Origin of the sequence: Bradyrhizobium sp. S3.3.6 (assembly GCF_040546905.1) — a bacterium.
GTDB lineage: Bacteria > Pseudomonadota > Alphaproteobacteria > Rhizobiales > Xanthobacteraceae > Bradyrhizobium > Bradyrhizobium cytisi.
On the sequence record NZ_JBEPOT010000015.1, the window covers coordinates 139,068 to 162,032 of the forward strand.

A 22,965-nucleotide genomic window follows, 5' to 3' on the forward strand; every position below is an offset into this window, starting at 1 on the left:
GCCCCTGCACCGGAACCATCTCTGGCGCGGCCGTGCACTGCGCTGGCGCAAAATTATGCAAGGAACGGGCCGCTTTGGGAACCCGGAGCAGCACGGAGGAACGCCGATTTGGTGCTACATTGACCACAGATTCAGCCATCAGTGTGGAGGAGACGCCCCATGAGACTGCTGATCGAAATCGCCGCTGCAGCGCTTCTTGTCATCTGCATCGCCACTTCGAGCGCTGCCTTCGCCGCCGGCAAGCGCAGCGCCGACGGTCTCAGCTGCGGCTTTGCCGTTCCGCAAAATGCAACTCCCGCCGTGCGTTGCGCCGCCATCAAGCACCAATGCGGTGGGAAGTTTTATGCGAGTGCGTGCGGGGATCGGTTGATATCGGCGGTGAATTGAGGACGGCTTGTGCAACGAAAACGATGTCGTCCCGGCGAAGGCCGGGACCCATAACCACAGCTGTCAGAGAAGGCGCGAGAGATCGCGCCAATCCGGATTATCCCGCTCAATCAAGCGAATCTTCCAGTCACGCTGCCATTCCTTCAGCGCTTTCTCGCGTGCGATCGCTTCGGACGGCGATGCATACGTCTCGACGTAGACCAGCCGTGTCACGCCATACTTCTTCACGAACTTCGAGCCACGTCCCGAACGATGTAATGCAAGTCGGTTGCTGATGTTGTTGCAGACGCCGATGTACAGCGTGCCGTAGCGCCGGCTCGCGAGAATGTAGACGTAGTATGCGGCTGGTGCATTCATTGCTGGGCACCCATTTCTGAAAACGTCTGGCAGTCGTGGTTATGGGTCCCGGCCTTCGCCGGGACGACGTTGCTCCGCCCTCATTGTTCATCAGAACAAATTAAGAACACTTTAGCAAGTCTTTGATATATCATTGTGATTCGGCGCATTGCCGACACAACATCTAGGGTCTGACAGCCGTCGCGAGGACTACATGTCCACCATTGCCTTCGATCAATTTGCCCTCACCCGGATCGCCGATTTCGCGCGGTCGCTGTCGCGGCTGCACCAGGCGGCGCGGCGCCATGCCGTCGACGACGACCGGTTCGACCGCGAGTTCAACGCGGTGTGCCAGTCGATCTGGGGCTACACCATCGACGACATCAGCGACGATCTGTTCGCGCCCGAGGATCATCATTTCCTCGACACGCTGGACGAATCGCATGCGCGCATCTTCGCGGCCGAGCAGGGCTACGACCTCGTCAGCGAGACGGGTATGTTGACCGACTGGTGGGGCTTTTGCTGGATGATCCTGGCCGAGAAGCGCGGCCTGATGACGGCCGAAAACCGTGCTGCCGCGCGCGCGGCGATCGAGGAGAAATATCTGGCGGCGCCGAATGTGATCGGGGTGATCATCGGGAGATAGCGCAACAATGACGGCTTGGTTTAAAGCCGGGCTCTAATCCAATCCCGCCCGCTTCGCCGATTTCGCTGGCGTCTTCGGCACCGTCACATCCGGCAGCGTCTCGCGCACGATCTCGGCTGCCGGCGCATCTGCCGCCACCGTCTCAGCGCGAACCGGCGCCACCTTCATCTCGCCGAGCCGGGCGCGGACCTGCGCGGTGAGGCCGGGATAGGAGGCGACGGGGGTGAACTCGGCGGTCTGGTCAATGCCGAGGCGGACGCCGGTATAGGCGACCAGGCCATCGGTGGTGGCGATGACGTCGCCGGCCTTCAGCGAACTGTCCAGCGTCAAATCGACCGGAGCGAGCCCGGCCGGCTCGCGGCCGTTGCAGGTGCAGTCCGCGCGCAATGCCTTGCGGTAGGCGAACGCGTTCTCGCTGTCGGCGTAGCGCTCGCCGGCCTGCGAATAGGCGCCGTCGATTGAGGAGCCGAAGAAGATCTTTGTGGTGCTGGCAGGACAGAAGGCCTGACACATCTGTGCCGGCGAGGCGAGGCCGCGCATCAGCGGAAAATATTTGCCGTCGCAGCTGCGCACGCAGAAGGCCGGGCCGGAGCCCCCGGCCGCCGCCGAGCGGGTTGGCGGCACATATTGCGGCTGAACGGCGGGGTTCTGCTGACTAGCGAAGGGATCGACGTAGGAGTTCGCCTGCGGCACGTCGCGCTGCGGGCGCTGCTGGGCTCCGCCGAAGAAGAAGTCGAACAGGCCTTCGGCCGAAACCGGGGCCGGAGCTGCAAGCAGCGGTGCTGCAACGGTGGCGGCCACTAGCATCGCGCGACGCCGCCGGCGCGCATGGGACAATTCTGTACGCAACGCTTACTCCACCCGACGCTACCGAACCGGCCGGGACCTCTCGGGTCTCAGCACATGATTCACCATAAAGCGGGATGGTAAATGAGCGGTTGAGGGGGCCGTGGCCTCTCGTCAAGCCTTCAAAAATTCCGACGCTGTGTACAGCGAGCGGAACGGCAGGCCGGCCGCACCAAATGTGTCGGTGGCGCCTTCCTCGCGGTCAACCATGGTCAGAACCAGCACCACTTCGGCGCCGGTCTCGCGCACGGATTCCACAGCCTTCATCGCCGAGCCGCCGGTCGTCGTGACGTCCTCGACGATCACGACGCGCTTGCCGTCGAGCGTCTCGCCCTTCGGCAGGCCTTCGATCGCGAGCTTGGCGCCATGCTCCTTCGGCTTCTTGCGCACGAAGAAGGCCGCGATCGGATGGCCCTTGATCCAGGAGATCTGCGCCAGCGCCCCGGCCAGCGGCACCGCGCCCATCTCGAGCCCGCCGATGAAATCGAGCTGGTCGTCCTTCAGCGTCTCATAGGTGAGCTCGGCGAGCAGCGTCGCGCCCTCGGGGTCGAGCATGGTCGGCTTGAGGTTGAAATAGAAATCGCTCTTGCGGCCCGACGCGAGCGTCACCTCGCCCCGGCCGAAGGAGCGGCGGCGAATGATTTCGAACAGGCGGGCGCGGGAGGCTGATTTCGACACGGCGGTCCCTCGGAAGCGTTTTGAGAGTGGCGGAATCTATCCGCGACGGCTGCGACATTCCAGAGGGAGCGTCCCCAGTCAACAGGGATCGGCCATCCCGGTCCGCCGGTTGTGGGGGTGCAACTTTCTGGAGTAGGTGGATGCTCGAGACCTCGGGCAAGAAGCTGGGCCAAGGAAACAGGCAAATGACCATCGAGCTGCACACCTGGAACACGCCGAACGGCCGAAAAATCTCGGTCGCGCTGGAGGAAATGGGCCTGCCCTACAAAGTGATCCCGGTGAACATCACCAAGGGCGAGCAGATGGCGCCGGGGTTCCTCAAGCTCTCGCCGAACAACAAGATTCCTGCGATCCGCGACCCCGAGGGCCCCGAGGGCAAGCCCGTCAGCATCTTCGAGTCCGGCGCGATCCTGCTCTATCTCGGCGAGAAGACCGGCAAATTCCTGCCGAAATCGCTCGCAGGCCGCATCCCCGTCTACGAATGGCTGATGTGGCAGATGGGCGGTTTCGGGCCGATGCCGGGTCAGGTGCACCATTTCATCGCGCTCGAGAACGAGCAGGACCGCGCCTACGGGTTGAAGCGCTTCATGGCCGAGACCCGCCGGCTCTACGGCGTGCTGGACCGCCGCCTCGACGGCCACGATTTCGTCGCCGGCGATCTCTCGGTCGCCGATTTCGCCATTTTGGGCTGGGCCTGGCGGCATCCGCGCCACAAGGTCGAGCTCGCCGACTTCCCCAACGTCAAGCGCTGGTACGACGCCTTGATGGCGCGCCCGGCGGTGAAGCGGGGCATGGACGCGAAGCTGGATTGAGGTGGAGGCTGTCGTCACCCGCGAAGGCGGGTGACCCAGTATTCCAGAGACGGTTGAGTTAGAGCCGAGAAGCCGCGGCGTACTGGATGCCCCGCCTTCGCGGAGCATGACAGCGTTGCGCTCACACCTTTCGTGCCTCGACCGCCATCCTGACCGCAAGCCCGGCGAGCACCGTGCCCATCAGCCAGCGCTGCACCAGCATCCAGCTCGGCCGGTTCGCCAGGAACAGGGCGATCGATCCGGCCGCAAGCGCAATGATCGCATTGACGCTGACGCTGAGCGCGATCTGGATCGCGCCCAGCACCACCGACTGCGTCAGCACGCTGCCGGCCGCGGGATCGATGAACTGCGGCAGCAGCGCCAGATACAGCATCGCGATCTTCGGATTGAGCAAATTGGTGACGAGCCCCATCGCAAATAATTTGCGCGGGCCGTCGATCGCGAGCTTCTTCACCTGGAACGGCGAGCGCCCGCCCGGCTTCACCGCCTGCCAGGCGAGCCACAGCATGTAGCCGGCGCCGGCGAAGCGCAGCGCGTCATAGGCGAAGGGAATCGCGAGCAGCAGCGCTGTGATGCCGAACGCCGCGCACAGCATGTAGAACACGAAGCCGAGCGCGACGCCGCCGAGCGAGACGATGCCGGCCGCCGGCCCCTGCGTGATCGAGCGCGAGATCAGATAGATCATGTTCGGCCCGGGCGTGAGCACGAGACCGAGGCAGACGAGGGCGAAGCCGAGCAGGGCGGAGGTGTGGGGCATGAGTGAACCGATGCAGGGGATGCACCGGTTCTAATATGCGCGGCGCGGCGGGGCCATCGCGCAATTGTACGGAGGACAATTGAGTGGAAGCGTCTCGCCTCAGCGTCGTCCCGGCCTTCGCCGGACGACATGGTGCTTGTGGCGCAAACGGGGCGAGGTAAGAAAAGATCAGTGCGCCTCGTCCCAGTTCGTGGCCGCTCGCGCGTCGACATGCAGCGGCACCGACAGCAGCACGGCCGGGAACGGCGCGTCCTGCATCACGTGCTGCACGACCGGCAGCGTCGCCTCGACTTCGGAGTCCGGCACCTCGAAGATCAGCTCGTCGTGCACCTGCAAGAGCATCTGCGCCGAGAGCTTCTTCTCGGCTAGTGCGTCCTCCACGCGCGTCATGGCGCGGCGGATGATGTCGGCGGCGGTGCCCTGAAGCCGCGCGTTGATCGCGGCACGTTCGTTGAAGGCGCGCACCGAGGCGTTGGAGGCCTTGATGTCGGGGTAGTGGCACTTGCGGCCGAACAGCGTGATGACGTAGCCGTGTTGCCGGCAGAAATCGCGCGTCTCGTCCATATAGGCGCGGATGCCGGGGAAGCGCTCGAAATACTTCTTGATGTAGGCCGACGCCTCTTCACGGGCGATGCCGAGCTGATTGGCAAGGCCGAACGCCGAGATGCCGTAGATGATGCCGAAATTGATCGCCTTGGCGCGGCGGCGGATCTCGCTTGGCATGCCCTTGATCGGCACCCCGAACATTTCCGACGCGGTCATCGCGTGAATGTCGAGCCCGTCGCGGAACGCCTGCTTGAGCACGGGAATATCGGCGATCTCCGCCAGTAGCCGCAGCTCGATCTGCGAATAGTCGGCGGAGACCAGCTTGTGCCCGGGTGTCGCGATGAAGGCGCGGCGAATCTTGCGGCCGTCCTCGGTACGGACAGGGATGTTCTGCAGGTTCGGCTCGTTCGAGGACAGCCGGCCCGTCGTGGTCGCGGCCAGCGCGTAGGTCGTGTGCACGCGATGGGTCTGCGGATTGACATAGGTCGGCAGTGCGTCGGTGTAGGTCGATTTCAGTTTCGAGACCTGGCGCCACTCCAGAATCTTCTTCGGAAAATCGTGGCCCTGCTCGGCGAGCTCATCCAGCACCTGCGCGGTGGTCGACCAGGCGCCCGTCTTGGTCTTGGCGCCGCCCGGTAGTCCCATCTTGCCGAACAGGATGTCGCCGATCTGCTTGGGGCTGCCGACATTGACCGGCTCGCCCGCGATCTCCTGGATTTCGGCCTCGACGCGCGCGGCGGTCTGGGCGAATTCGCCGGACAGACGCGACAGCACCTGGCGGTCGATCGAGATGCCGCGCCGCTCCATGCGTGCGAGCACGGAGACCAGCTGCCGCTCCAGCGTCTCGTAGACCGTGGTCATGTGCTCGGCGACGAGGCGCGGCTTCAGCACGCGCCAGACGCGCAACGTCATGTCGGCATCTTCCGCAGACAGCGGCGCGGCCTTGTCGATCGGCACCTGGTCGAAGGTGATCTTGCCCTTACCGCTGCCGAGCAGCTCGCTCTCTTTCAGCATGGCGAGGCCGAACCAGCGCTCGGACAGCTGCTCCAGCGCATGCGAGCCGCGACCGGCATCGAGCACGTAGGAGATCAGTTGGGCATCGTCGATGTTACGCAGCGTGATGCCGTGCTGCGCCAGCATCACGGCAGTGAATTTGACGTCGAAGCCGATCTTGAGAATGCCTGATGATTCCAGCACCGGCCGCAGCGCCTGGATGGCATCGACATGCTTGACCTGATCCGGCGCGAGGCCGGCGTCGAACAGGCCGGCGCCGCCGCCGGATTGCTTGTGCGCGAGCGGCACGTAGCAGGCATCGTTCGGCCCCAGCGCGAGCGCGATGCCGCAGAGATCGGCCTGCATCGGATCGATCGAATTTCCTCGGATCTCGATCGCGACATAGCCGGTATCATGGATGCGCGCGATGAAGGCGTTCAATTCCGCGAGCGTCTTGATGGCCTGGTACTTGCTGCGGTCGACCGGAAGCTTGCGCAAAGCCTCTTCGCGCGCGACTGCGAGAGAAACCGGCGCGCCCTTCGGGCTCGCGGCCTTGTCCTCCTTGGTGGCCGATGCGCTGCGCTGGCCCGACGGAACCTGCGCCGGCGTGCCGGCTCCTGGTGCCGGTACGACGTCCGAAGGCGGCAGCGGCGAGAAAACGCTGGCCCCGCTGGCATAGCCGGGTTCGGGATCGACGTTGGCCGGATCAATCTGCGAATAGTCGGCGACGCGACGCGTCAGCGTGGAGAACTCCATCGCCTTCAGGAAGGCAACCAGCTTGCGCGCATCCGGCTCGTGGACGGCGAGATCGTCCAGCGGCACCTCCAGCTCGACCTTGTCGTCGAGCAGCACGAGCTGCCGCGAGACCCGCGCCTTCTCCGCATTCTCGATCAGCGCCTCGCGGCGCTTGGGCTGCTTGATCTCGGTGGCGCGGAACAAGAGCTGTTCAAGATCGCCATATTCGACGATCAGTTGCGCCGCGGTCTTGATGCCGATGCCGGGGACACCAGGCACGTTGTCGGTGGAATCGCCGGCCAACGCCTGCACCTCGACCACCTTCTCCGGCGGCACGCCGAATTTCTCGATCACCTCGGGAATGCCGATGCGGCGATCCTTCATGGTGTCGTACATCGTGACGCAGTCGGTCACGAGCTGCATCAGGTCCTTGTCGGAGGACACGATGGTCGCAGTTGCGCCGCGCTCGCATGCCTCTCGCACATAGGTCGCGATCAGGTCGTCGGCCTCGAAGCCGCTCTGTTCCAGGCAGGGCAGGTCGAAAGCGCGCACGGCCTCGCGGATCAGCGCGAATTGCGGGATCAGATCGTCCGGCGCCGGCGGCCGGTGCGCCTTGTACTCAGGATAGATCTTGTTGCGGAACGTGACCTCGGACTTGTCGAATACGATGGCAAGATGGGTCGGCCGATTGTCCTCGGGCATCTCGCGAAGCAGCTTCCACAGCATGTTGCAGAAGCCGAGCACGGCATTGACCTGCAAGCCGTCGGACTTGCGGTTGAGGGGCGGCAGCGCGTGATAAGCGCGGAAAATGTAGGAGGAACCGTCCACCAGGAAGACGTGGTCGCCCTTTCCTGCCGCCTTCGCCGCGACCGGTTTGGCAGCAGCTGTCGTAGCAGCGGGTTGGGTGTCAGCTTTGGCGGAGGTCTTCGGGGAGGTTTTTGGCATGGCCGCAATGTATGAATTTTTACGGACTTTGACAGCCTTGGGTGGGGGATTTTTGGGCCGTTGGCGCCAATATCCCCCACCGTCATTCTCCACATCCTCACTGTCATTCCCCGCGAAGGCGGGGAATCCAGTACGTGGTGGCCTGTCGGTATACGACTGCTGTCTCTGGAATACTGGATGCCCCGCCTTCGCGGGGCATGACAGTTACTCCGCCGCCTGCAACACCGGTCCCGCCTTCTTCGGCACGATCCAGAACGCATCGGGCCGCTCGAACAGGAAATCGGCGTGCAGCCGCAACGCAACTTGCCAGATCGCGAGCGACCCCAGGACGCCGACGATGGTGACGATCAGCGACACCGTGCCGATGCTGGAGATGATTCCGGTGTGCAGGAGTAACGTGCGCGTCGCCGCCATCGGCAGGAAGAAGGCGAGATAGATCACGATCGAATGCTCGCCGCAGAAGCGCAAGAAGTTGCACCAATGCGCGCGCGCCAGCAGCGTGCCGATCGTAATGACGGCACATGCGCCGGCGAAGCCGAGCATGAGTGACGCGATCTTCCATTCGCTGGCGCCGAGCGCGACGAGGCCGGTATTGACCAGTGCCCAGGTCGCGAGCGCTGCCAGCGCCAGCGCGGGGTGGCTGCGCGCGCGGTCCGACAGCGCGAACACGTAAGGCGCGAACAGATACCCCGAATAGAAATAGATGAAGCGCGCACAGAACTCGTCGATCGCAGTCCAGCCGGTTGTGATGCGCGCCGTCTCCAGCGCGGCGGCAACAAGCCAGATCGCGAGCGGCGGGATTGGTCGTGTCAGTTTTGTGACGACGAAGAAGATCGGCAGCAGGTAGATGAACCAGAGCGTGCCGAACGGTTCGATGAAGGATTCGACATAGAGCAGGCCAGCGTCGCGCCAGCTGGTTTCGGCCGCAAAAGCAGGGGCCTTGAAGCCGAACTGGATTGTCACCCAGACGACATAGAAATAGGCGAAATGCACCACCTTGCGGTCGAGATAGGTCCGCCAGTCCCGATCGATCACCCGCGGCAGGAACAGGCCCGAAATCAGGAAGAAGTCCGGCATCCGGAACGGCTTTGCGAAGGCCACCAGGACATGCATGAAACCGGTCTCGCCGGCGGCGAGCTCGACCCCCAGCACCGAATGCATCATCACGACCATGACGATGCAAATGCCCTTGGCATAGTCGACCCAGTCGACACGCGCGACAGCCGGGCCCGTGGTGCCCTCGCTCGCGGCGATTGTGCCTGATGATGCCATGGTGTCTCGTTTCGAGGCGTGTTCCGCCCGGTCCTGTGTGGGCGTGGGGCAGTGTGGGGCCTTGTGGTTTCCGACTTCTTTACTGGTACAAATCGCGTGCCGGTTTCTGAGCGCAGGCTCTTCCTTCCCGACGGGAAAATGTTAAACCGCCCCCGGATTGGGGTTTCGTTAACCAAGCTGGAACAGGGATTTTCATGCGCATCGCGATGATCGGCACGGGGTATGTCGGACTGGTGTCCGGAGCCTGCTTTGCGGATTTCGGTCACGACGTCACCTGCGTCGACAAGGACGAGAAGAAGATCGCGGCGCTTCATCGCGGCGAGATCCCGATCTACGAGCCGGGCCTCGACGAGCTGGTCGCGACCAATGTGAAGGCCAAGCGGCTCGACTTCACCACCGACCTGTCGAAGCCGGTTGCGGATGCTGACGCCGTGTTCATCGCGGTCGGCACACCCTCGCGTCGCGGCGACGGCCACGCCGATCTTTCCTACGTCTACGCCGCCGCGAAGGAGATCGCGCAGTCGCTGTCCGGCTTCACCGTGGTGGTGACGAAGTCGACCGTGCCGGTCGGCACCGGCGACGAGGTCGAGCGCATCATCCGCGAGGCCAATCCCAAGGCCGACGTCGTCGTCGCCTCCAATCCGGAGTTCCTGCGCGAGGGCGCCGCGATCCGCGACTTCAAGTTCCCTGATCGCGTTGTGGTCGGCACCTCCGACGAGCGCGGCCGCAAGGTGATGGGCGACATCTACCGTCCGCTGTCGCTGAACCAGGCGCCGCTGATGTTCACGGAACGCCGCACCGCCGAGATGATCAAATACGCCGCCAATGCGTTCCTCGCGACCAAGATCACCTTCATCAATGAGATCGCGGACCTCTCGGAAAAGGTCGGCGCCAACGTCCAGGAGGTCGCACGCGGCATTGGCCTGGACAACCGCATCGGAACCAAGTTCTTGCACGCCGGTCCCGGCTTCGGCGGCTCCTGCTTCCCGAAGGACACCAAGGCGCTGATCAAGATCGCGCAGGATTACGACGTGAGCCTGCGCATCGTCGAATCCGTGCTGGCGGTCAACGAGAACCGCAAGCGCGCGATGGCGCGGAAAGTAAGCCAGGCGCTCGGCGGCTCGCTGCGCGGCAAGACCATCGCCGTGCTCGGTCTCACCTTCAAGCCCGACACCGACGACATGCGCGATGCGCCGTCGATCCCGCTCGTGACCGGCCTGATCGACATGGGTGCGAAGGTGAAGGCGTTCGACCCCGTCGGCATGGAGCAGGCCAAGGGCGAGCTGCCCAGCATCACCTATTGCGAGGATGCCTATTCCTGCGCGCAAGGTGCCGATGCGCTGGTCGTCGTCACCGAATGGGTGCAATTCCGTGGTCTCGATCTCGACCGGCTGAAGAGCGTCATGGCGCAGCCCGTCGTCGTCGACCTCCGCAACATCTTCAGCCCCGAAGACATGGCTGCGGCCGGCTTCACCTATGAGAGCATCGGCCGGCCATCCGTGCAGGGCTGATACTACATATGATTGTCATACCCCGCGAAGGCGGGGTATCCAGTACGGCGAGATCTTCGGAATGGCCGGGATCCGATATGAGTGGATCGTCCGCCCTAGCGCGCAATTGCGCACACGGCGGACGATGACGGACCGAGACTTTTGCCCCGCAGCTTCGACACGCCCCTCCCGATCGATTCCGTGCTCGATGACCTCTCGCGCACGCTGGAGGCGCACAACGCGGCGGTGCTGGTGGCCCCGCCCGGCGCCGGCAAGACCACGCGGGTGCCGCTGGCGCTGCTTGATGCGCCCTGGACCAAGGGCAAGAAGATCATCGTGCTGGAGCCGCGGCGCATTGCGGCCCGCGCAAGCGCCGATCGCATGGCCAAGTCGCTTGGCGAGCGCGCCGGCGAAACGGTCGGCTACCGTGTCCGCTTCGGCTCGAAGATCTCGCGAGCCACACGCATCGAGGTCGTGACCGAAGGCATTTTCACGCGCCAGATACTCGACGATCCCGAGCTGTCGGGCGTTGCCGCCGTCCTTTTCGATGAATTCCACGAACGCTCGCTCGACGCCGACATGGGTCTTGCGCTGGCGCGCGACGCGCAGCTCGGCCTGCGCGAGGATCTGCGTATCCTGGTAATGTCGGCCACGCTCGACGGCGCGCGCGTCGCGAAGCTGCTTGGCGAGGCGCCCGTCGTCGAGAGCGAGGGCCGCGCGTTTCCGGTGGAGACCCGCTATCTCGGCCGCAGGGCCGATGCGCCGATCGAGCGGCAGATGGCGGACGCGATCGCATCCGCGCTGCGCGCTGATGGCGGCTCGGTGCTCGCCTTCCTGCCGGGCGCCGCCGAAATCCGCCGTACCCAGAATTTCCTCGGTGAGCGCGTGCAGGATGCCAGCATCGAGATCGTGCCGCTGTTCGGCGCGCTCGATGCCGCCGTGCAGGACCGCGCCATCGCGCCGGCGCCGAAGGGCACGCGCAAGGTCGTGCTCGCGACCTCGATCGCCGAGACTTCGCTCACGATCGAAGGCGTGCGCATCGTCGTCGATTCCGGTCTCGCGCGCGTGCCGCGCTACGAGCCCGACATCGGCCTGACCCGGCTCGAGACCGTGCGCGCTGCGCGTGCCGCAGTCGACCAGCGCCGCGGCCGCGCCGGCCGTACCGAGCCCGGCGTGTGCTACAGGCTTTGGGACGAGCCGCAGACGGCCTCGCTTGCGCCCTATACGCAGCCGGAAATCCTCAGCGCCGATCTCTCCTCGCTGGTGCTCGATCTCGCGCAATGGGGCGTCGCCGACCCTGCGGCACTGTCGTTCCTCGACCCACCGCCTGCGCCGGCTTGGAAGGAAGCCAAGAGTCTGCTCTCCGAGCTCAATGCGCTCGATGGCGACGGCCGCATCACGGCGGAGGGCAAGAGCCTGCGCGCGCTGGCGCTGCCGCCGCGGCTGGCGCGCATGATCGTGGATTCGCATCGCGCCGGCGCGGGAGAAGAAGCCGCCGAGATCGCGGCCATTCTCACCGAGCGCGGGCTCGGCGGCGACAGCGCCGATCTCGAGCACCGGCGCGACCAGTTCCGCCGCGATCGTTCGCCGCGGGCGGCAAGCGCGCGCGACCTGGCGCGGCGCTGGGCCTCGCAGGTCGCAGCGTCCGAAAAGGCGGGCCCTCAGGAGGATCTCTCGACCGGCCTGATGCTCGCCTATGCCTTCCCGGATCGCGTCGCGCGCAACCGCGGCAACGGCAGTTTCGTGCTCGCCAACGGCCGTGGCGCCGCGGTGGAGCAGACGTCCTCGCTCGCCCGTGCGCCCTATATCGCGATCGGCGAGATGACGGGGACGGCTGCGAGCGGCCGCATCCTGCTCGCCGCGCAGATCGCCGAGAGCGACATCGAGCGGCATTTTGCCGAGCACATCGACACGGCCGACGAGATATCCTTCGACCGCGGCGCGATGGCGTTGCGCGCGCGACGCAAGCGCGTGCTGCATGCGATCACGCTGTCCGAGGCCACGCTTGCCGTGTCGCCCTCGGAAGACACCGCGCGCATCTTTGCCGACGGGCTGATCGCCGCCGGTCTCGACCGGCTGCCCTGGTCGAAGGCCGCCAAGCAATGGCGCGACCGCGTGATGTTCTTGCGCAAGGCCGAAGGCGAAAGCTGGCCCGATCTCTCCGACGACGGGTTGATCGCGCGGCGTGACGACTGGCTGGTGCCGGCGCTCTACGACAAGATCGCGCTGAAGGACATCTCCGCCGGCGATCTCTCCGATGCGTTGATGGCGCTATTGCCGTGGGAGATGCGCGCGCGGCTCGACCGCGAGGCGCCGACTCATTTCGAGGCGCCGACGGGCAGCGTGCTCGCGATCGACTACGAGGCTGAGCAGGGGCCGACCATCGCGGTGCGCCTCCAGGAATTGTTTGGCCTCAACGCCCATCCGTCGATTGCGGCCGGCAAGGTGCCACTGGTGCTGGAACTGCTGTCGCCGGCGCAGCGCCCGGTGCAGGTGACGCGCGATCTCCCCGGTTTTTGGCGCGGCAGTTACGCCGCAGTGCGCTCCGATCTGCGCGGCCGCTATCCGCGCCATCCCTGGCCCGAAGATCCGGCAAGCGCGCTGCCGACCCGGCGGGTCAAGCCGCGCGGGACGTGAGAAATCACTCCCCGCCATTAACCGTACGCTCATCCTTTTCGTCAAAATGACACCGGCTCTGCCGTGGCTGCGCTCGCGGACGGGCGTGCCGCGTGGTGAACTCGAGCTCTCGGCTCGGAAATGGTGTGATGCGTAACATTATGATCATCGCGGCCATCATGATCGGCCTCGGCACCTTCATGGCGCAGATGGCGGACAGGATGAGCTCGGCGTCCGCCACGTCAGCGCCGCATACGACGGTTGCGGTCGCGACCACGGCGCCGGCCGGCGGCCGCAGCCTCAACATTCCCCGCGATGGCCGTGGCCACTTCCAGGCCGACGGCCGCATCGACGGCCAGCGCATCGGCTTCATGGTCGACACCGGCGCCTCCGTGGTGGCGCTGAACGAGACCTCGGCCGCGCGCTTCGGTCTGCGTCCCTCGCGCAGCGACTACAACGCCACCGTCTCCACCGCCAACGGCACCATCAAGGCCGCGCGCACCCGCATCGCCATGCTGGACGTCGGCGGCCTGATCGTACGCGACGTCGATGCCATGGTGCTGCCGGACGAGGCGTTGTCCGAGAACCTGCTCGGCCTCTCCTTCCTGTCCCGCCTGAAGCGCTTTGAGTATGCGAACGGTCAGATGGTGCTGGAGCAGTAGGTCCTGCCGTAGCCGACCTGGTAGGGCCTCCCGTCGAGGCGTGCGGGGTGCTATACTCGATCCATGAACAGCCTCGATGCGATAGCGATCCTGCGACGTTCGGAACCCGCTCTGCGTGAGCGAGGCGTTTTGCATGCCGCATTGTTCGGCTCGGTTGCGAGGGGCGAAAACCGTTCCGGCAGCGATGTCGATATCATGGTCGAGATTGATCCGGATGCGCGGATCACGGTCTTCGATTACGTCGAGCTCAAGGAGTATATCGCGAACCTCTTTGATGAGCCAGTTGATGTCGTCAATCGCGACGGCTTGAAATCATACGTCGTTCCCGCTGCGACAGCTGACGCCGTTTATGCCTTCTGAGCGCACCGACGGGACTCTGCGAGACATTCTGTATCACATCGATCTGGCGGCTGAGTTCGCCGGAGGTCTCGATCGCGAGACATTCGCGGCGGACCTGCGGACGGTCTACGCGGTTACAAGATGCCTGGAGATTATTTCGGAAGCGTCTCGCCGTCTGCCCGAGGGTTTGAAGGCAAGGCACCCATCTATCGCGTGGAAGCAGATGGCGGCGGCGGGGAATGTCTATCGCCACAACTATGAAGACGTTGCAGCCCATTTCGTGTGGGAGACCGTTCAACAGGCTCTGCCACCTCTCAGGGCGGTCGTCGAAGTTGAGGTGGCGCGCCTGGGAGGTTAGCTGATCCGGCCAGAAATGCCGTCTCTCCTAGCGCATCATTTCCGTTACCAAACTGCCGCAATTATCGGCCATAAGCCTTCATTCCCGCCTTCCGCTGCGGCCCGGCATTCGCTAAGGCTGCACCAATTCCTGCCTTTTTCATGAGACCGTCTCAATGTTTCCCAAGCCGAAATCCGTCTTGTTGCCCAACACTTACGCCTTCGAATCCGAGCCGATGGTCAAGCCCACCGGTTTTCGCGAGTACGACGCGCGCTGGTTGTTTCAGAAGGAAATCAACCTCATGGGCGTGCAGGCGCTCGGCATGGGGCTGGGCGCGCTGATCGCGGAACTCGGCGTCAAGCAGGAGATCGTGACCGGGCATGATTTCCGCGGCTATTCGGCCTCGATCAAATACGCGCTGATCTCCGGCCTGATGGCGGCCGGGTGCAGAGTGCACGACATCGGCCTTGCGGTGACACCGATGGCCTATTTCGCGCAGTTCGATCTCGACGTGCCCTGCGTCGCCATGGTCACGGCCTCGCACAACGACAATGGCTGGACCGGCGTGAAGATGGGTGCCAACCGCCCGCTGACTTTCGGCCCCGACGAGATGACGCGGCTGAAGGAGATCGTGCTCAATGCCGATTTCAAGAACAAGGCCGGCGGCTCCTACCAGTTCCACGAGAATTATCCGGCGCGCTACATCGCCGACCTCACCAGCCGGGCGAGGCTCAAGCGCAAGCTCAAGGTCGTCGCAGCCTGCGGCAATGGCACCGCCGGCGCATTCGCGCCGCAGGTGCTGGACGCTATCGGCTGCGAGGTGATCCCGCTCGACACCGAGCTCGACCATACCTTCCCGAAATACAATCCGAATCCGGAAGACATGGAGATGCTGCACGCGATCCGCGATGCGGTGCTGCATCACAAGGCCGATGTCGGCCTCGGCTTCGACGGCGACGGCGACCGCTGCGGTGTCGTCGACAACACCGGCGAGGAGATCTTTGCCGACAAGGTCGGCGTGATGCTGGCGCGCGACATGTCGGCGATCCACAAGGATGCGCAGTTCATTGTCGACGTGAAGTCGACCGGCCTGTTCATCACCGATCCCGTCTTGCAGAAGCAGGGCGCCAAGACCGCCTACTGGAAGACCGGCCATTCCTACATGAAGCGCCGCACCAACGAGACGGGCGCGCTTGCGGGCTTCGAGAAGTCCGGCCATTTCTTCTTCAACAAGCCGTATGGACGCGGCTATGACGACGGCCTGGTGTCGGCGATCGCGATCTGCGACATGCTCGACCGTGCGCCCGGCAAGTCGATGGCCGATCTGAAGAACGCGCTGCCGAAGACGTGGTCGTCGCCGACCATGTCGCCGCATTGCGCCGACGAGGTGAAGTACGGCGTCATCGACCAGGTGGTGAAGCACTTCGAAGGCTTACAGGCCAAGGGCGCCAAGATCGGTGGCCAGTCGATCCGCGACCTCGTCACCGTCAACGGCGTGCGCGTCACGGTCGAGGACGGCAGCTGGGGCCTGGTGCGGGCGTCCTCCAACAAGCCGGAGCTCGTGGTCGTGGTCGAGAGCCCGGTCTCCGAGCAGCGCATGCACGACATGTTCGAGATGGTGAACAGCGTGCTGCGCACGCATCCCGAAGTCGGCGAGTACAATCAGAAGATCTGAGCGGCGGGGCGCGCGTTCGCCGTATCCGACACTGTCATCGCCCGCGAAGCCGGGCGATCCAGTATTCCAGAGACGGTTGCCGTATACGGAGAAGCTGCGGCGTACCTGGATCGCCCGGTCAAGCCGGGCGATGACGACTTCCGTGCGGCGAGAGCAAACTTTAAGCCGCGACCACGGCCGGGATCGGCAGTGCCGTGACCGACTTGATCTTCTCCATCGCGAAGCGCGAGGTGACGTTCTTCAGCGGCACGGCGCTGATCAGCTTCTTGTAGAAGATGTCATAGGCCTGCATGTCCGCGACCACGACGCGCAGCATGTAATCGACGTCGCCGGCCATCCGGTAGAATTCCATCACCTCGGGCATGGCGCTGACCGCTTCGGCGAATTTCTTGAGCCAGGCGTCGGAATGATCGGAGCTCTCCACCGACACGAACACGGAGATGCCGAGCCCGATCTTGTTCTGATCGACCAGCGCCACCCGCTTCAGGATCACGCCGTCGGCCTCCAGGCGCTGGATGCGCTTCCAGCAGGGGGTCGAGGACAGCCCGACGCGGTCGCCGATTTCGGCAACGGACAGGGAGGCATCGTCCTGGAGAACCATCAGAATCTTGCGATCGATGGCGTCGAGGCGGCGGCTGGTCTCGGGGAGTTGGACAGCGAGGTCAGTCATTTTGAAGAACTTTGTTCCATTTCAGGGGCTGATTTAACTGATATAGAGAAAATCCTTCCACAGCAAGTCCATATTCTCGGCGTGTCCGTGGAATCGCTCTAGCGCTCGCTTCGCAAAAACTCTTCAACTTCAATGCGTTGCGGGGCAGCGAGGCCACCGCCATGGCGCGTGCATTTCAGCGCTGCGGCCGCCGCGGCGAATCGCAGCGCCTCTCGCACGCCGCCGCCCTCGGCAAGCCGAAGCGTGAAGGTGCCGTGGAAGACGTCGCCGGCGCCTAGCGTATCGACGGCCTCAACCGGGAAGGCCGGCGTCTCCTCCAGCGTGCCCGCCGCGTTCAGCCAGATTGTGCCAAATGGGCCGCGGGTGGCGGCGAGGAAGGCGGACGTCAACCCGGCCAGCCGCTTCAAGGCCTCGCCGTCGTCAGCGACGCCGGCGGTCTCCTGGACCTGCTCGCTGGAAAACAGCAGATGCGAGGCGGCCGTAAGCAGGCCGTCAGCCGGCGCCATCGCGCGGTCGACGCCGACGATGACCGGAATGCCGCGCCGGCGTGCCTCCGTGCAGAGATCGATGCAGAAGGCGCCGCAGCGGCTCTCGACGAGGACAGCCTGACAACCGGCGAGGAGCTCGTCGGCATCCGATAGCTTCACGGTCCACAGCGCAGGATCGCGATAGATCGTCAGCGTTCGTTCGCCGGTCGCGTCGATGATGATCGCAGAGACGGGCGTGGCCACGCCCGGCATGCGCACGATATGCCTGATGTCGATGCCCTCGGCGGTCATCCGCTCGAGGATGAAGCTGCTCGACGTCTCCCGTGCATCGCCCATCGGCCCGGCAAACGCGACACTGCCGCCGAGCCGCGCCATCGCGATGGCGGCATTGAGCGCATTGCCGCCGCAGATCTCGGCAAGATGCGTGGCGTTGGCCTTGCTGCCGTGCTCCGGCACGGCCTCGACCCGAAAGGTGAGGTCGCGCACGGGAATGCCGATGCAGAGGATGCGCGGCGCGATCCCTGATGCAGCCATCGGCGGTCAGCTCTTGTTGTGCACCCAGCGGCCGAGCAGATGATGCGCGATGGCGAAAGGGTGCGGGCCGGCGAGCCCGTCGGGATGCGTCCGCGTCAGCATCAGCGCCGCCTCCTCGCGCGTGAACCAGCGCGCGTCTTCCAGTTCGGAACGATCGACGACGACGTCCTCGTTCAAGGCCCGCGCGCTGCAACCGATCATCAGGGATGACGGATAGGGCCAGGGCTGGGTCATGTAATATTGCACGTCGGTGCAGCGGATGCCTGATTCCTCGAGGATCTCGCGGCGCACCGCGTCCTCGATGGTCTCGGCGGCCTCGACGAAACCGGCGAGACAGGAATACATGCCCGGCGGAAACTGCTTCTGACGGCCGAGCAGGCATTTTTCGCCTGACGCGACCAGCATGATCACGACGGGATCAGTACGCGGAAAATGCTCGGCTTTGCAGGCCGGGCAATCGCGCTTCCAGCCGCCTTCCTTCATCGCGCTGCGGGTGCCGCAATTGGCGCAATAGCCGTGGCGCTGGTGCCAGCCGACCATCGACTTCGCCATCGCGATCGCCGACAGCTCCTCGGGCGGGATCGCGCCCTGCATCGCCATGCCGCGCAGCTCGGTGACGGTAAAGTCTTCGCGGCCGATCAGCTTCTCGGCGGCGGCCTGAGCGAGGCCCATGCCGAAGATCGCGGCGCCATCGCGCAAGCCCAGGAAGATCGTGCCGGGATTGGCGCCGCATTTCAGCGCCTCGTCGATTCCCAGCAGCGCGCGCGTCTTGTCGCCGTCGCGCTTAACCAGCAGCGAGTCGCGGTAGACGACATAGGCGCGCGACGACGGCTTTTGCTCCATCGCGAACAGTTTTTCGTCATCGCGGCGCATATGCGCGGCGCGATCGAGGATGTTGGTGACGAAGGCCGGTTGCCCCAGCGGAAACGAGTCGAATGCTGACATTTCTTGTTCTTTCAACCCAACCAGATTTTTCGGCGAAGCGCGCTGATGAAATTCTGTACTTCAGTGGCGTCATGCGCCAGGGGCGGCATCACGCCCCAGACCGGCCGTGGCCAGGCGGCGTCACCGGTGCGGCGTGCAATGATATGAACGTGAAGCTGCGGCACGAGATTGCCGAGCGCTGCGACGTTGAGCTTGTCGCATTTGGTGATCTCCTTCAGCGCGCGCGAGACGCGGGAGATCTCGGTCATCAGCTGTGCCTGCTGGACCTCGTCGAGATCGATGATCTCGACCGCGTCGGCGCGCCGCGGCACCAGCAGCAGCCAGGGATAATGCGCGTCCTTGATAACGAGCACTTTCGACAGCGGCAAATCACCGATGTCGATGGTGTCCTCTTTCAGGCGGGAGTGCAGCGACCAGGCGGGATCTGACATATGCGTTTCCAGAATGCCCGAGGGGAGCGGGCGCGTTTGGTTGGACCATACGATACGGGGTCAGCCGAGGGAAGGTTGGGGCTCCGCAGGTCCCACATGCTCTGTTGTCGTCTCGGCAAAGCAGGCTGTGTGAGAAGTCGCGGCTATTGCGCCGGGTAGGCCGGGGCGGATGCGCGGTAAGAATCCCTGTCCAACGACTGAAGAGCCGTATGCGGGAGAACCGCCCGTAAGGTTCGTAGGGGGACGCCAAAAGCCTTCCTTACCCCTGTCAAGTGGAGCTTGAGGCGGTTTGAACCCTACGCGCTGAAGCTTTTACGCCACCTGATGCACGTCGATCACCACGCGGTCGGCATGTCGCGCTGCTGAGCCGATAAAAATGTGCTCCATCAGCCAGCGATACTTCTCGTGTCCCGTCTCGAACTTCGGGACCGTGCGGAAATAGATCAGCTTGGGATCGACCGGCTCGCCGCGCTTGAGCTTTTGCAGCAGCTCGACCGGGCCGAAGCGCATGCCCTTGTTCTCGACATAGACAACGGCGCCGTCGTCGGTCTCGAAGGCGTATTTGGCTTCGAGATCGATCAGCTCGTTGGGGCGGATGGTCTGGAAGTCGGCGCCGAACGGGAGCACCTTGCCGGTGATCGCACCCTTCACCTCGCCGCCGATGATCGGAATGATGCGGCGGACGCCGATGCCGGTTTCGCCGGCGGTGATGACGTCGCCGATTTCAGCGGTGATGGTGAAGACGTATTTCGTCTCGAGCGTCGGTGTGGTCATCGCTTCACCTTCAATGCGCCATCATGCGCGTCGGCAACCAGGTCGCCAGCAACGGGAACGCGATCAAAATCACCAGACGCACCAAGTCGGTCGCCACGAACGGGATCACGCCCTTGAAGATGGTGGAGAATGAGACGTCCTTCACCACGCTCTTGATGACAAAGACGTTCATGCCGACCGGCGGATGGATCAGGCCGAGCTCGACGGTCATGACGATGATGACGCCGAACCAGATCGGATCGAAGCCGAGATGCGTGATGACCGGGAAGATGATCGGCACGGTCAGGATGATCATCGCCATGGCATCCATCAGGCAGCCGAGCACGAGATACATCACCATGATCAGCGCCAGCACGCCGTAGGGGCCCAAGCCCAGGCCGGTGAGGAATTCCGTCACCTTTTGCGGCGTCTGCGTCACCGTGAGGAAATAGCCGAAGATCAGCGCGCCGATCAGTACGGTGAACACGGCCGCTGCCGTGCGTGTCGCCTGGAGCAGCGAGGCCAGAATCTTCTCCCGATCGAGCCGGCCCGTAAGCACGCCGATGATGAAGGCACCGGTGGCTCCGACGCCTCCGGCTTCGGTCGGCGTGAAGCGCGGCAGGAACGGCAGGCCGTAAAGGCCGCCGATCACGAACACGAACAACAGCACCGGCGCCCAGATGTCCTTCAGGCCGGCAAAGCGCTCGCGCCAGGGCAGCACTTTGCCCTTGGGCAGGAAGTCGGGGCGGAAATAGCCGATCAGGAAGATCGTGATCATGTACATGGTCATCGCCAGCAGGCCCGGAATGATGCCGGCGATGAAGAGTTTTCCGATGTCCTGCTCGGTGATGATGCCGTAAACCGCGAGCACGGTGGAGGGCGGCAGCATCGCACCCAGCGTGCCGCCGGCCGCGATCACGCCGGTAGCAAAGGACTGCGGATAGCCGAAGCGGCGCATCTCGGGGTAGGCGACCGCGGAGAACGTCGCGGCGGTTGCGACGGACGAGCCGCAGATCGCGGCAAAGCCGCCGCAGGCGCCGACGGTGGCAATGCCGAGGCCGCCGCGCAAGTGCCCGACAAAGCCGTTGGCGGCGCGGAACAACTCGCGGCTCATGCCGGAATTGCTGACGAAGGAGCCCATCAGCAGAAACATCGGGATGACACCGAAAGTGTAGTCGGTGACCGTGCGCATCGAGGTCTGGCCGACCAGCTTCAGCGCCGGCGTTGCGCCGACCAGATAGGAGAAGCCGGAGACGCCGACGAGGCCCATCGCCATGCCGACGGGCACGCGCAGCAGCATCAGCGCGAACAGGGAAACGAAGCCGAGAACGGCGACGGCATCGGTGCTCATGATTACTCCGTCGCCTTCAGCTTGGGGTCGTGCATGTCTTCGGGATGGAAGATCAATCGGTAAGTGCGGATCGCGATCAGCAGCACGGCCGAGACGTCGCCGATCCAGGCGATCGCGAAGAACGGCCATGTCGGCATGTGCATGTCGAAGGTCTGGACGTTGTCCTTGTAGGTGCCGCGGACCTTGTCGAACAATGTCCACGTCTGAACCGTGACCACGAACAGCAGCACCAACGTTGCGAACACGTCGATCCAGCGCTGGTAGCGCGGGCCGACATTGCCCCAGACCAGGTCGACGGTGATGTGCGTGCCGCGATAGGAGGTCGCGGCGATGCCCCAGAAAATGAGGATGCCAAGCAGCATGCGGCCGATGTCGAAACTGTCGGGAATCGAATAGTTCAGTGTGTTGCGCAGCAGCACCGACAGGAAGATGTCGAGCGCGACGATGCCGACGAACGCGGCAGCGATCCACTCGATCGAGTCGATGACGCGATCCATCCAGCGCTTCATGGGTGGAGGGTCCTCAAATTTGCAGTAAAGCGGCAGCGGAAGGATTCCCGCCGCAGCTTCTGTTTCGGTGAAAACTACTCCGCCAGCGCGTTGTATTTCTTCAGCGAGGCCTTCAAATCCGTCAGCGCAGTGTCAGGATCGATGCCGGCCTTCTTGGCGCCATCCCCCCAGGTCTTGACCAGCGGCTCGGCCGCCTTCTTCCAGGCGGCGGTCTGGTCCGGCGTCAGTTTGTAGACCTCGTGACCTTCTTCCGCCTTCACCTTGTCGATGCCGGCGTCCTCGAACTTGCCCCAGTGCTCGCCGACAACGCCCGCCATCTCGGTCGAGCAGTTCTTGTCGACCGCGGCCTTCTGCTTGTCGGACATCGCGTCGTACTTGTCCTTGTTCATGACGAACACGAATGTCGTCGTGTAGAGCGGGGCCTCCATATCGTACTTCGTCACCTTGTCGATGCCGAACAGCACCAGCGAGCCCCAGGGGAACGTCACGCCGTCGGCGACGCCGCGCTCGATGATGTCGCGCACTTCAGGTGCCGACGACTGCACGTTGGTGCCGCCGAGCGCGGTGACGAAGTTCGCCATGGTGGCGTGAGCCGGGCGGATCTTCATGCCCTTCACGTCCTCCGGCATCACGATCTTCTTGGTGCGGGAGTGGAAGGAGGAGGGCGAGTGGACGAAGGCGAGGCAGTATTTGACGTCCTTCATCTCCTTCTCGGCATATTTGCGGTACCAAGCGTCAAGCCCCATCGAGCCGCCCTTGGCGTCCGAGATCAGGAACGGCAATTCGCCGGCACCGACGATCGGAAAGCGGCCGGGCTGGTAGCCGGGATTGACGTAGGTGACGTCGGCAATGCCGTCGCGCGCCATGTCGTAATGGTCAAAAGCCTTGCCGAGCTGCTGGGCCGGAAACACCTTGCCCTTGATGGTGCCGCCTGAGTCCTTCTCGATCGCGGCCGCCCAGTCTTCCAGCGATTTCTGCAGCGGATGCGAGGCGGGCACCCAATGCGAGATCTTCAGGTCGAAGGTCTTGTCCTGCGCGAACGCAGGCGTCACGCTTGCTGTCAGCAGCAAAGCCAGACAGGCTTTCCTCATCGGTCGTGTCTCCCTCTTTTCGACGGCGGGCTGCGCTGGCCCAGCCTCATTAATTAACATGTTATCTAATTGGCTGGCGCGTTCAAGCCGGAACTGCCGCCGCGTCATTTACGTCAGCCAT

Annotated in this window: 23 protein-coding genes; 9 read left to right on the plus strand and 14 right to left on the minus strand. The window is 64.1% G+C overall.

All coding sequences use genetic code 11. The annotated features are described in order from the left end of the window. Positions 1-159: 159 nt before the first annotated feature. Positions 160-387 (plus strand): hypothetical protein, encoded by a 228-nt coding sequence (locus ABID59_RS32420; RefSeq protein WP_354086064.1) that lies wholly within the window; start codon positions 160-162, stop codon positions 385-387. A 63-nt stretch (positions 388-450) separates the two neighbouring features. Here ABID59_RS32420 and ABID59_RS32425 read toward each other — a convergent pair whose 3' ends face one another. After that, positions 451-744: a GIY-YIG nuclease family protein gene (locus ABID59_RS32425; RefSeq protein WP_148751622.1), complete on the minus strand. Its 294-nt coding sequence runs from the start codon at positions 742-744 to the stop codon at positions 451-453. A 193-nt stretch (positions 745-937) separates the two neighbouring features. Between ABID59_RS32425 and ABID59_RS32430 the strand changes: the two genes are divergently transcribed. Beyond that, on the plus strand, positions 938-1,369 hold the full coding sequence (locus ABID59_RS32430) for a hypothetical protein (RefSeq protein ID WP_354086065.1): 432 nt from the start codon (positions 938-940) through the stop codon (positions 1,367-1,369). A 33-nt stretch (positions 1,370-1,402) separates the two neighbouring features. Here the strand turns inward: ABID59_RS32430 and ABID59_RS32435 are convergent, their stop codons facing one another. Together ABID59_RS32435 and pyrE are read right to left on the minus strand one after the other, a co-directional pair. After that, positions 1,403-2,176 carry a DUF2865 domain-containing protein gene (locus tag ABID59_RS32435; RefSeq protein ID WP_354086066.1) on the minus strand — a complete coding sequence of 258 codons (774 nt, stop codon included), beginning with the start codon at positions 2,174-2,176 and terminating at the stop codon, positions 1,403-1,405. A 153-nt stretch (positions 2,177-2,329) separates the two neighbouring features. Continuing rightward, on the minus strand, positions 2,330-2,893 hold the full coding sequence (gene pyrE / locus ABID59_RS32440; protein WP_148751624.1) for an orotate phosphoribosyltransferase: 564 nt from the start codon (positions 2,891-2,893) through the stop codon (positions 2,330-2,332). Positions 2,894-3,078: 185 nt separating this feature from the next. Here pyrE and ABID59_RS32445 point away from each other — a divergent pair, with 185 nt between their 5' ends. Further along, on the plus strand, positions 3,079-3,705 hold the full coding sequence (locus ABID59_RS32445) for a glutathione S-transferase family protein (protein WP_148751813.1): 627 nt from the start codon (positions 3,079-3,081) through the stop codon (positions 3,703-3,705). A gap of 121 nt (positions 3,706-3,826) precedes the next feature. On the opposite strand, the gene ABID59_RS32450 is transcribed toward ABID59_RS32445, so the two are convergent. The 3 genes from ABID59_RS32450 to ABID59_RS32460 all read right to left on the minus strand — a co-directional run bounded on the left by ABID59_RS32450 (position 3,827) and on the right by ABID59_RS32460 (position 8,953). Then, positions 3,827-4,462, minus strand: coding sequence for a LysE family translocator (locus tag ABID59_RS32450; protein ID WP_354086067.1), 636 nt, complete (start codon positions 4,460-4,462; stop codon positions 3,827-3,829). 168 nt (positions 4,463-4,630) lie between these two features. Then, positions 4,631-7,681 (minus strand): DNA polymerase I, encoded by a 3,051-nt coding sequence (gene polA, locus ABID59_RS32455; protein ID WP_354086068.1) that lies wholly within the window; start codon positions 7,679-7,681, stop codon positions 4,631-4,633. A gap of 204 nt (positions 7,682-7,885) precedes the next feature. Then, the gene (locus tag ABID59_RS32460) at positions 7,886-8,953 is read right to left on the minus strand and encodes an acyltransferase family protein (RefSeq protein ID WP_354086069.1); all 1,068 of its coding nucleotides are present in this window, start codon (positions 8,951-8,953) and stop codon (positions 7,886-7,888) included. A gap of 194 nt (positions 8,954-9,147) precedes the next feature. Here ABID59_RS32460 and ABID59_RS32465 point away from each other — a divergent pair, with 194 nt between their 5' ends. The 6 genes from ABID59_RS32465 to ABID59_RS32490 all read left to right on the plus strand — a co-directional run bounded on the left by ABID59_RS32465 (position 9,148) and on the right by ABID59_RS32490 (position 16,072). Then, the gene (locus ABID59_RS32465; RefSeq protein ID WP_354086070.1) at positions 9,148-10,464 is read left to right on the plus strand and encodes a UDP-glucose dehydrogenase family protein; all 1,317 of its coding nucleotides are present in this window, start codon (positions 9,148-9,150) and stop codon (positions 10,462-10,464) included. Positions 10,465-10,605: 141 nt separating this feature from the next. Then, positions 10,606-13,080 carry an ATP-dependent helicase HrpB gene (gene hrpB / locus ABID59_RS32470; protein WP_354086071.1) on the plus strand — a complete coding sequence of 825 codons (2,475 nt, stop codon included), beginning with the start codon at positions 10,606-10,608 and terminating at the stop codon, positions 13,078-13,080. A 128-nt stretch (positions 13,081-13,208) separates the two neighbouring features. Next, positions 13,209-13,721 carry a TIGR02281 family clan AA aspartic protease gene (locus tag ABID59_RS32475; RefSeq protein ID WP_354036894.1) on the plus strand — a complete coding sequence of 171 codons (513 nt, stop codon included), beginning with the start codon at positions 13,209-13,211 and terminating at the stop codon, positions 13,719-13,721. A 63-nt stretch (positions 13,722-13,784) separates the two neighbouring features. After that, positions 13,785-14,081: a nucleotidyltransferase family protein gene (locus ABID59_RS32480; RefSeq protein WP_354036896.1), complete on the plus strand. Its 297-nt coding sequence runs from the start codon at positions 13,785-13,787 to the stop codon at positions 14,079-14,081. Next, positions 14,071-14,418, plus strand: coding sequence for a HepT-like ribonuclease domain-containing protein (locus tag ABID59_RS32485; protein WP_354036897.1), 348 nt, complete (start codon positions 14,071-14,073; stop codon positions 14,416-14,418). Before ABID59_RS32480 ends, ABID59_RS32485 begins: the two co-directional genes overlap by 11 nt. A 154-nt stretch (positions 14,419-14,572) precedes the next feature. Then, entirely contained in the window at positions 14,573-16,072 is a 1,500-nt protein-coding gene (locus tag ABID59_RS32490) for a phosphomannomutase/phosphoglucomutase (RefSeq protein WP_354036898.1), read from the plus strand. Positions 16,073-16,232: 160 nt separating this feature from the next. Here ABID59_RS32490 and ABID59_RS32495 read toward each other — a convergent pair whose 3' ends face one another. The 8 genes from ABID59_RS32495 to ABID59_RS32530 form a co-directional block, all read right to left on the minus strand. Next, positions 16,233-16,742, minus strand: coding sequence for an Lrp/AsnC family transcriptional regulator (locus tag ABID59_RS32495; RefSeq protein WP_148751631.1), 510 nt, complete (start codon positions 16,740-16,742; stop codon positions 16,233-16,235). A gap of 98 nt (positions 16,743-16,840) precedes the next feature. After that, positions 16,841-17,764, minus strand: a complete 924-nt coding sequence (locus ABID59_RS32500; RefSeq protein WP_354086072.1) for a sugar kinase — start codon at positions 17,762-17,764, stop codon at positions 16,841-16,843. Between the two features lie 6 nt (positions 17,765-17,770). Further along, positions 17,771-18,709: an NAD(+) diphosphatase gene (gene nudC, locus ABID59_RS32505; protein ID WP_354086073.1), complete on the minus strand. Its 939-nt coding sequence runs from the start codon at positions 18,707-18,709 to the stop codon at positions 17,771-17,773. A gap of 11 nt (positions 18,710-18,720) precedes the next feature. Then, positions 18,721-19,140: an HIT domain-containing protein gene (locus tag ABID59_RS32510; protein WP_148751635.1), complete on the minus strand. Its 420-nt coding sequence runs from the start codon at positions 19,138-19,140 to the stop codon at positions 18,721-18,723. A gap of 312 nt (positions 19,141-19,452) precedes the next feature. Further along, a complete protein-coding gene (locus ABID59_RS32515) occupies positions 19,453-19,914 on the minus strand; it encodes a DUF3237 domain-containing protein (protein WP_354036904.1) in 462 nt (153 codons plus the stop codon). Between the two features lie 10 nt (positions 19,915-19,924). Beyond that, positions 19,925-21,244: a TRAP transporter large permease gene (locus ABID59_RS32520; protein WP_148751637.1), complete on the minus strand. Its 1,320-nt coding sequence runs from the start codon at positions 21,242-21,244 to the stop codon at positions 19,925-19,927. A gap of 2 nt (positions 21,245-21,246) precedes the next feature. Further along, the gene (locus tag ABID59_RS32525; protein WP_148751638.1) at positions 21,247-21,753 is read right to left on the minus strand and encodes a TRAP transporter small permease; all 507 of its coding nucleotides are present in this window, start codon (positions 21,751-21,753) and stop codon (positions 21,247-21,249) included. Between the two features lie 74 nt (positions 21,754-21,827). Then, positions 21,828-22,844, minus strand: a complete 1,017-nt coding sequence (locus ABID59_RS32530) for a TRAP transporter substrate-binding protein (RefSeq protein WP_354036906.1) — start codon at positions 22,842-22,844, stop codon at positions 21,828-21,830. Positions 22,845-22,965: the final 121 nt, after the last annotated feature.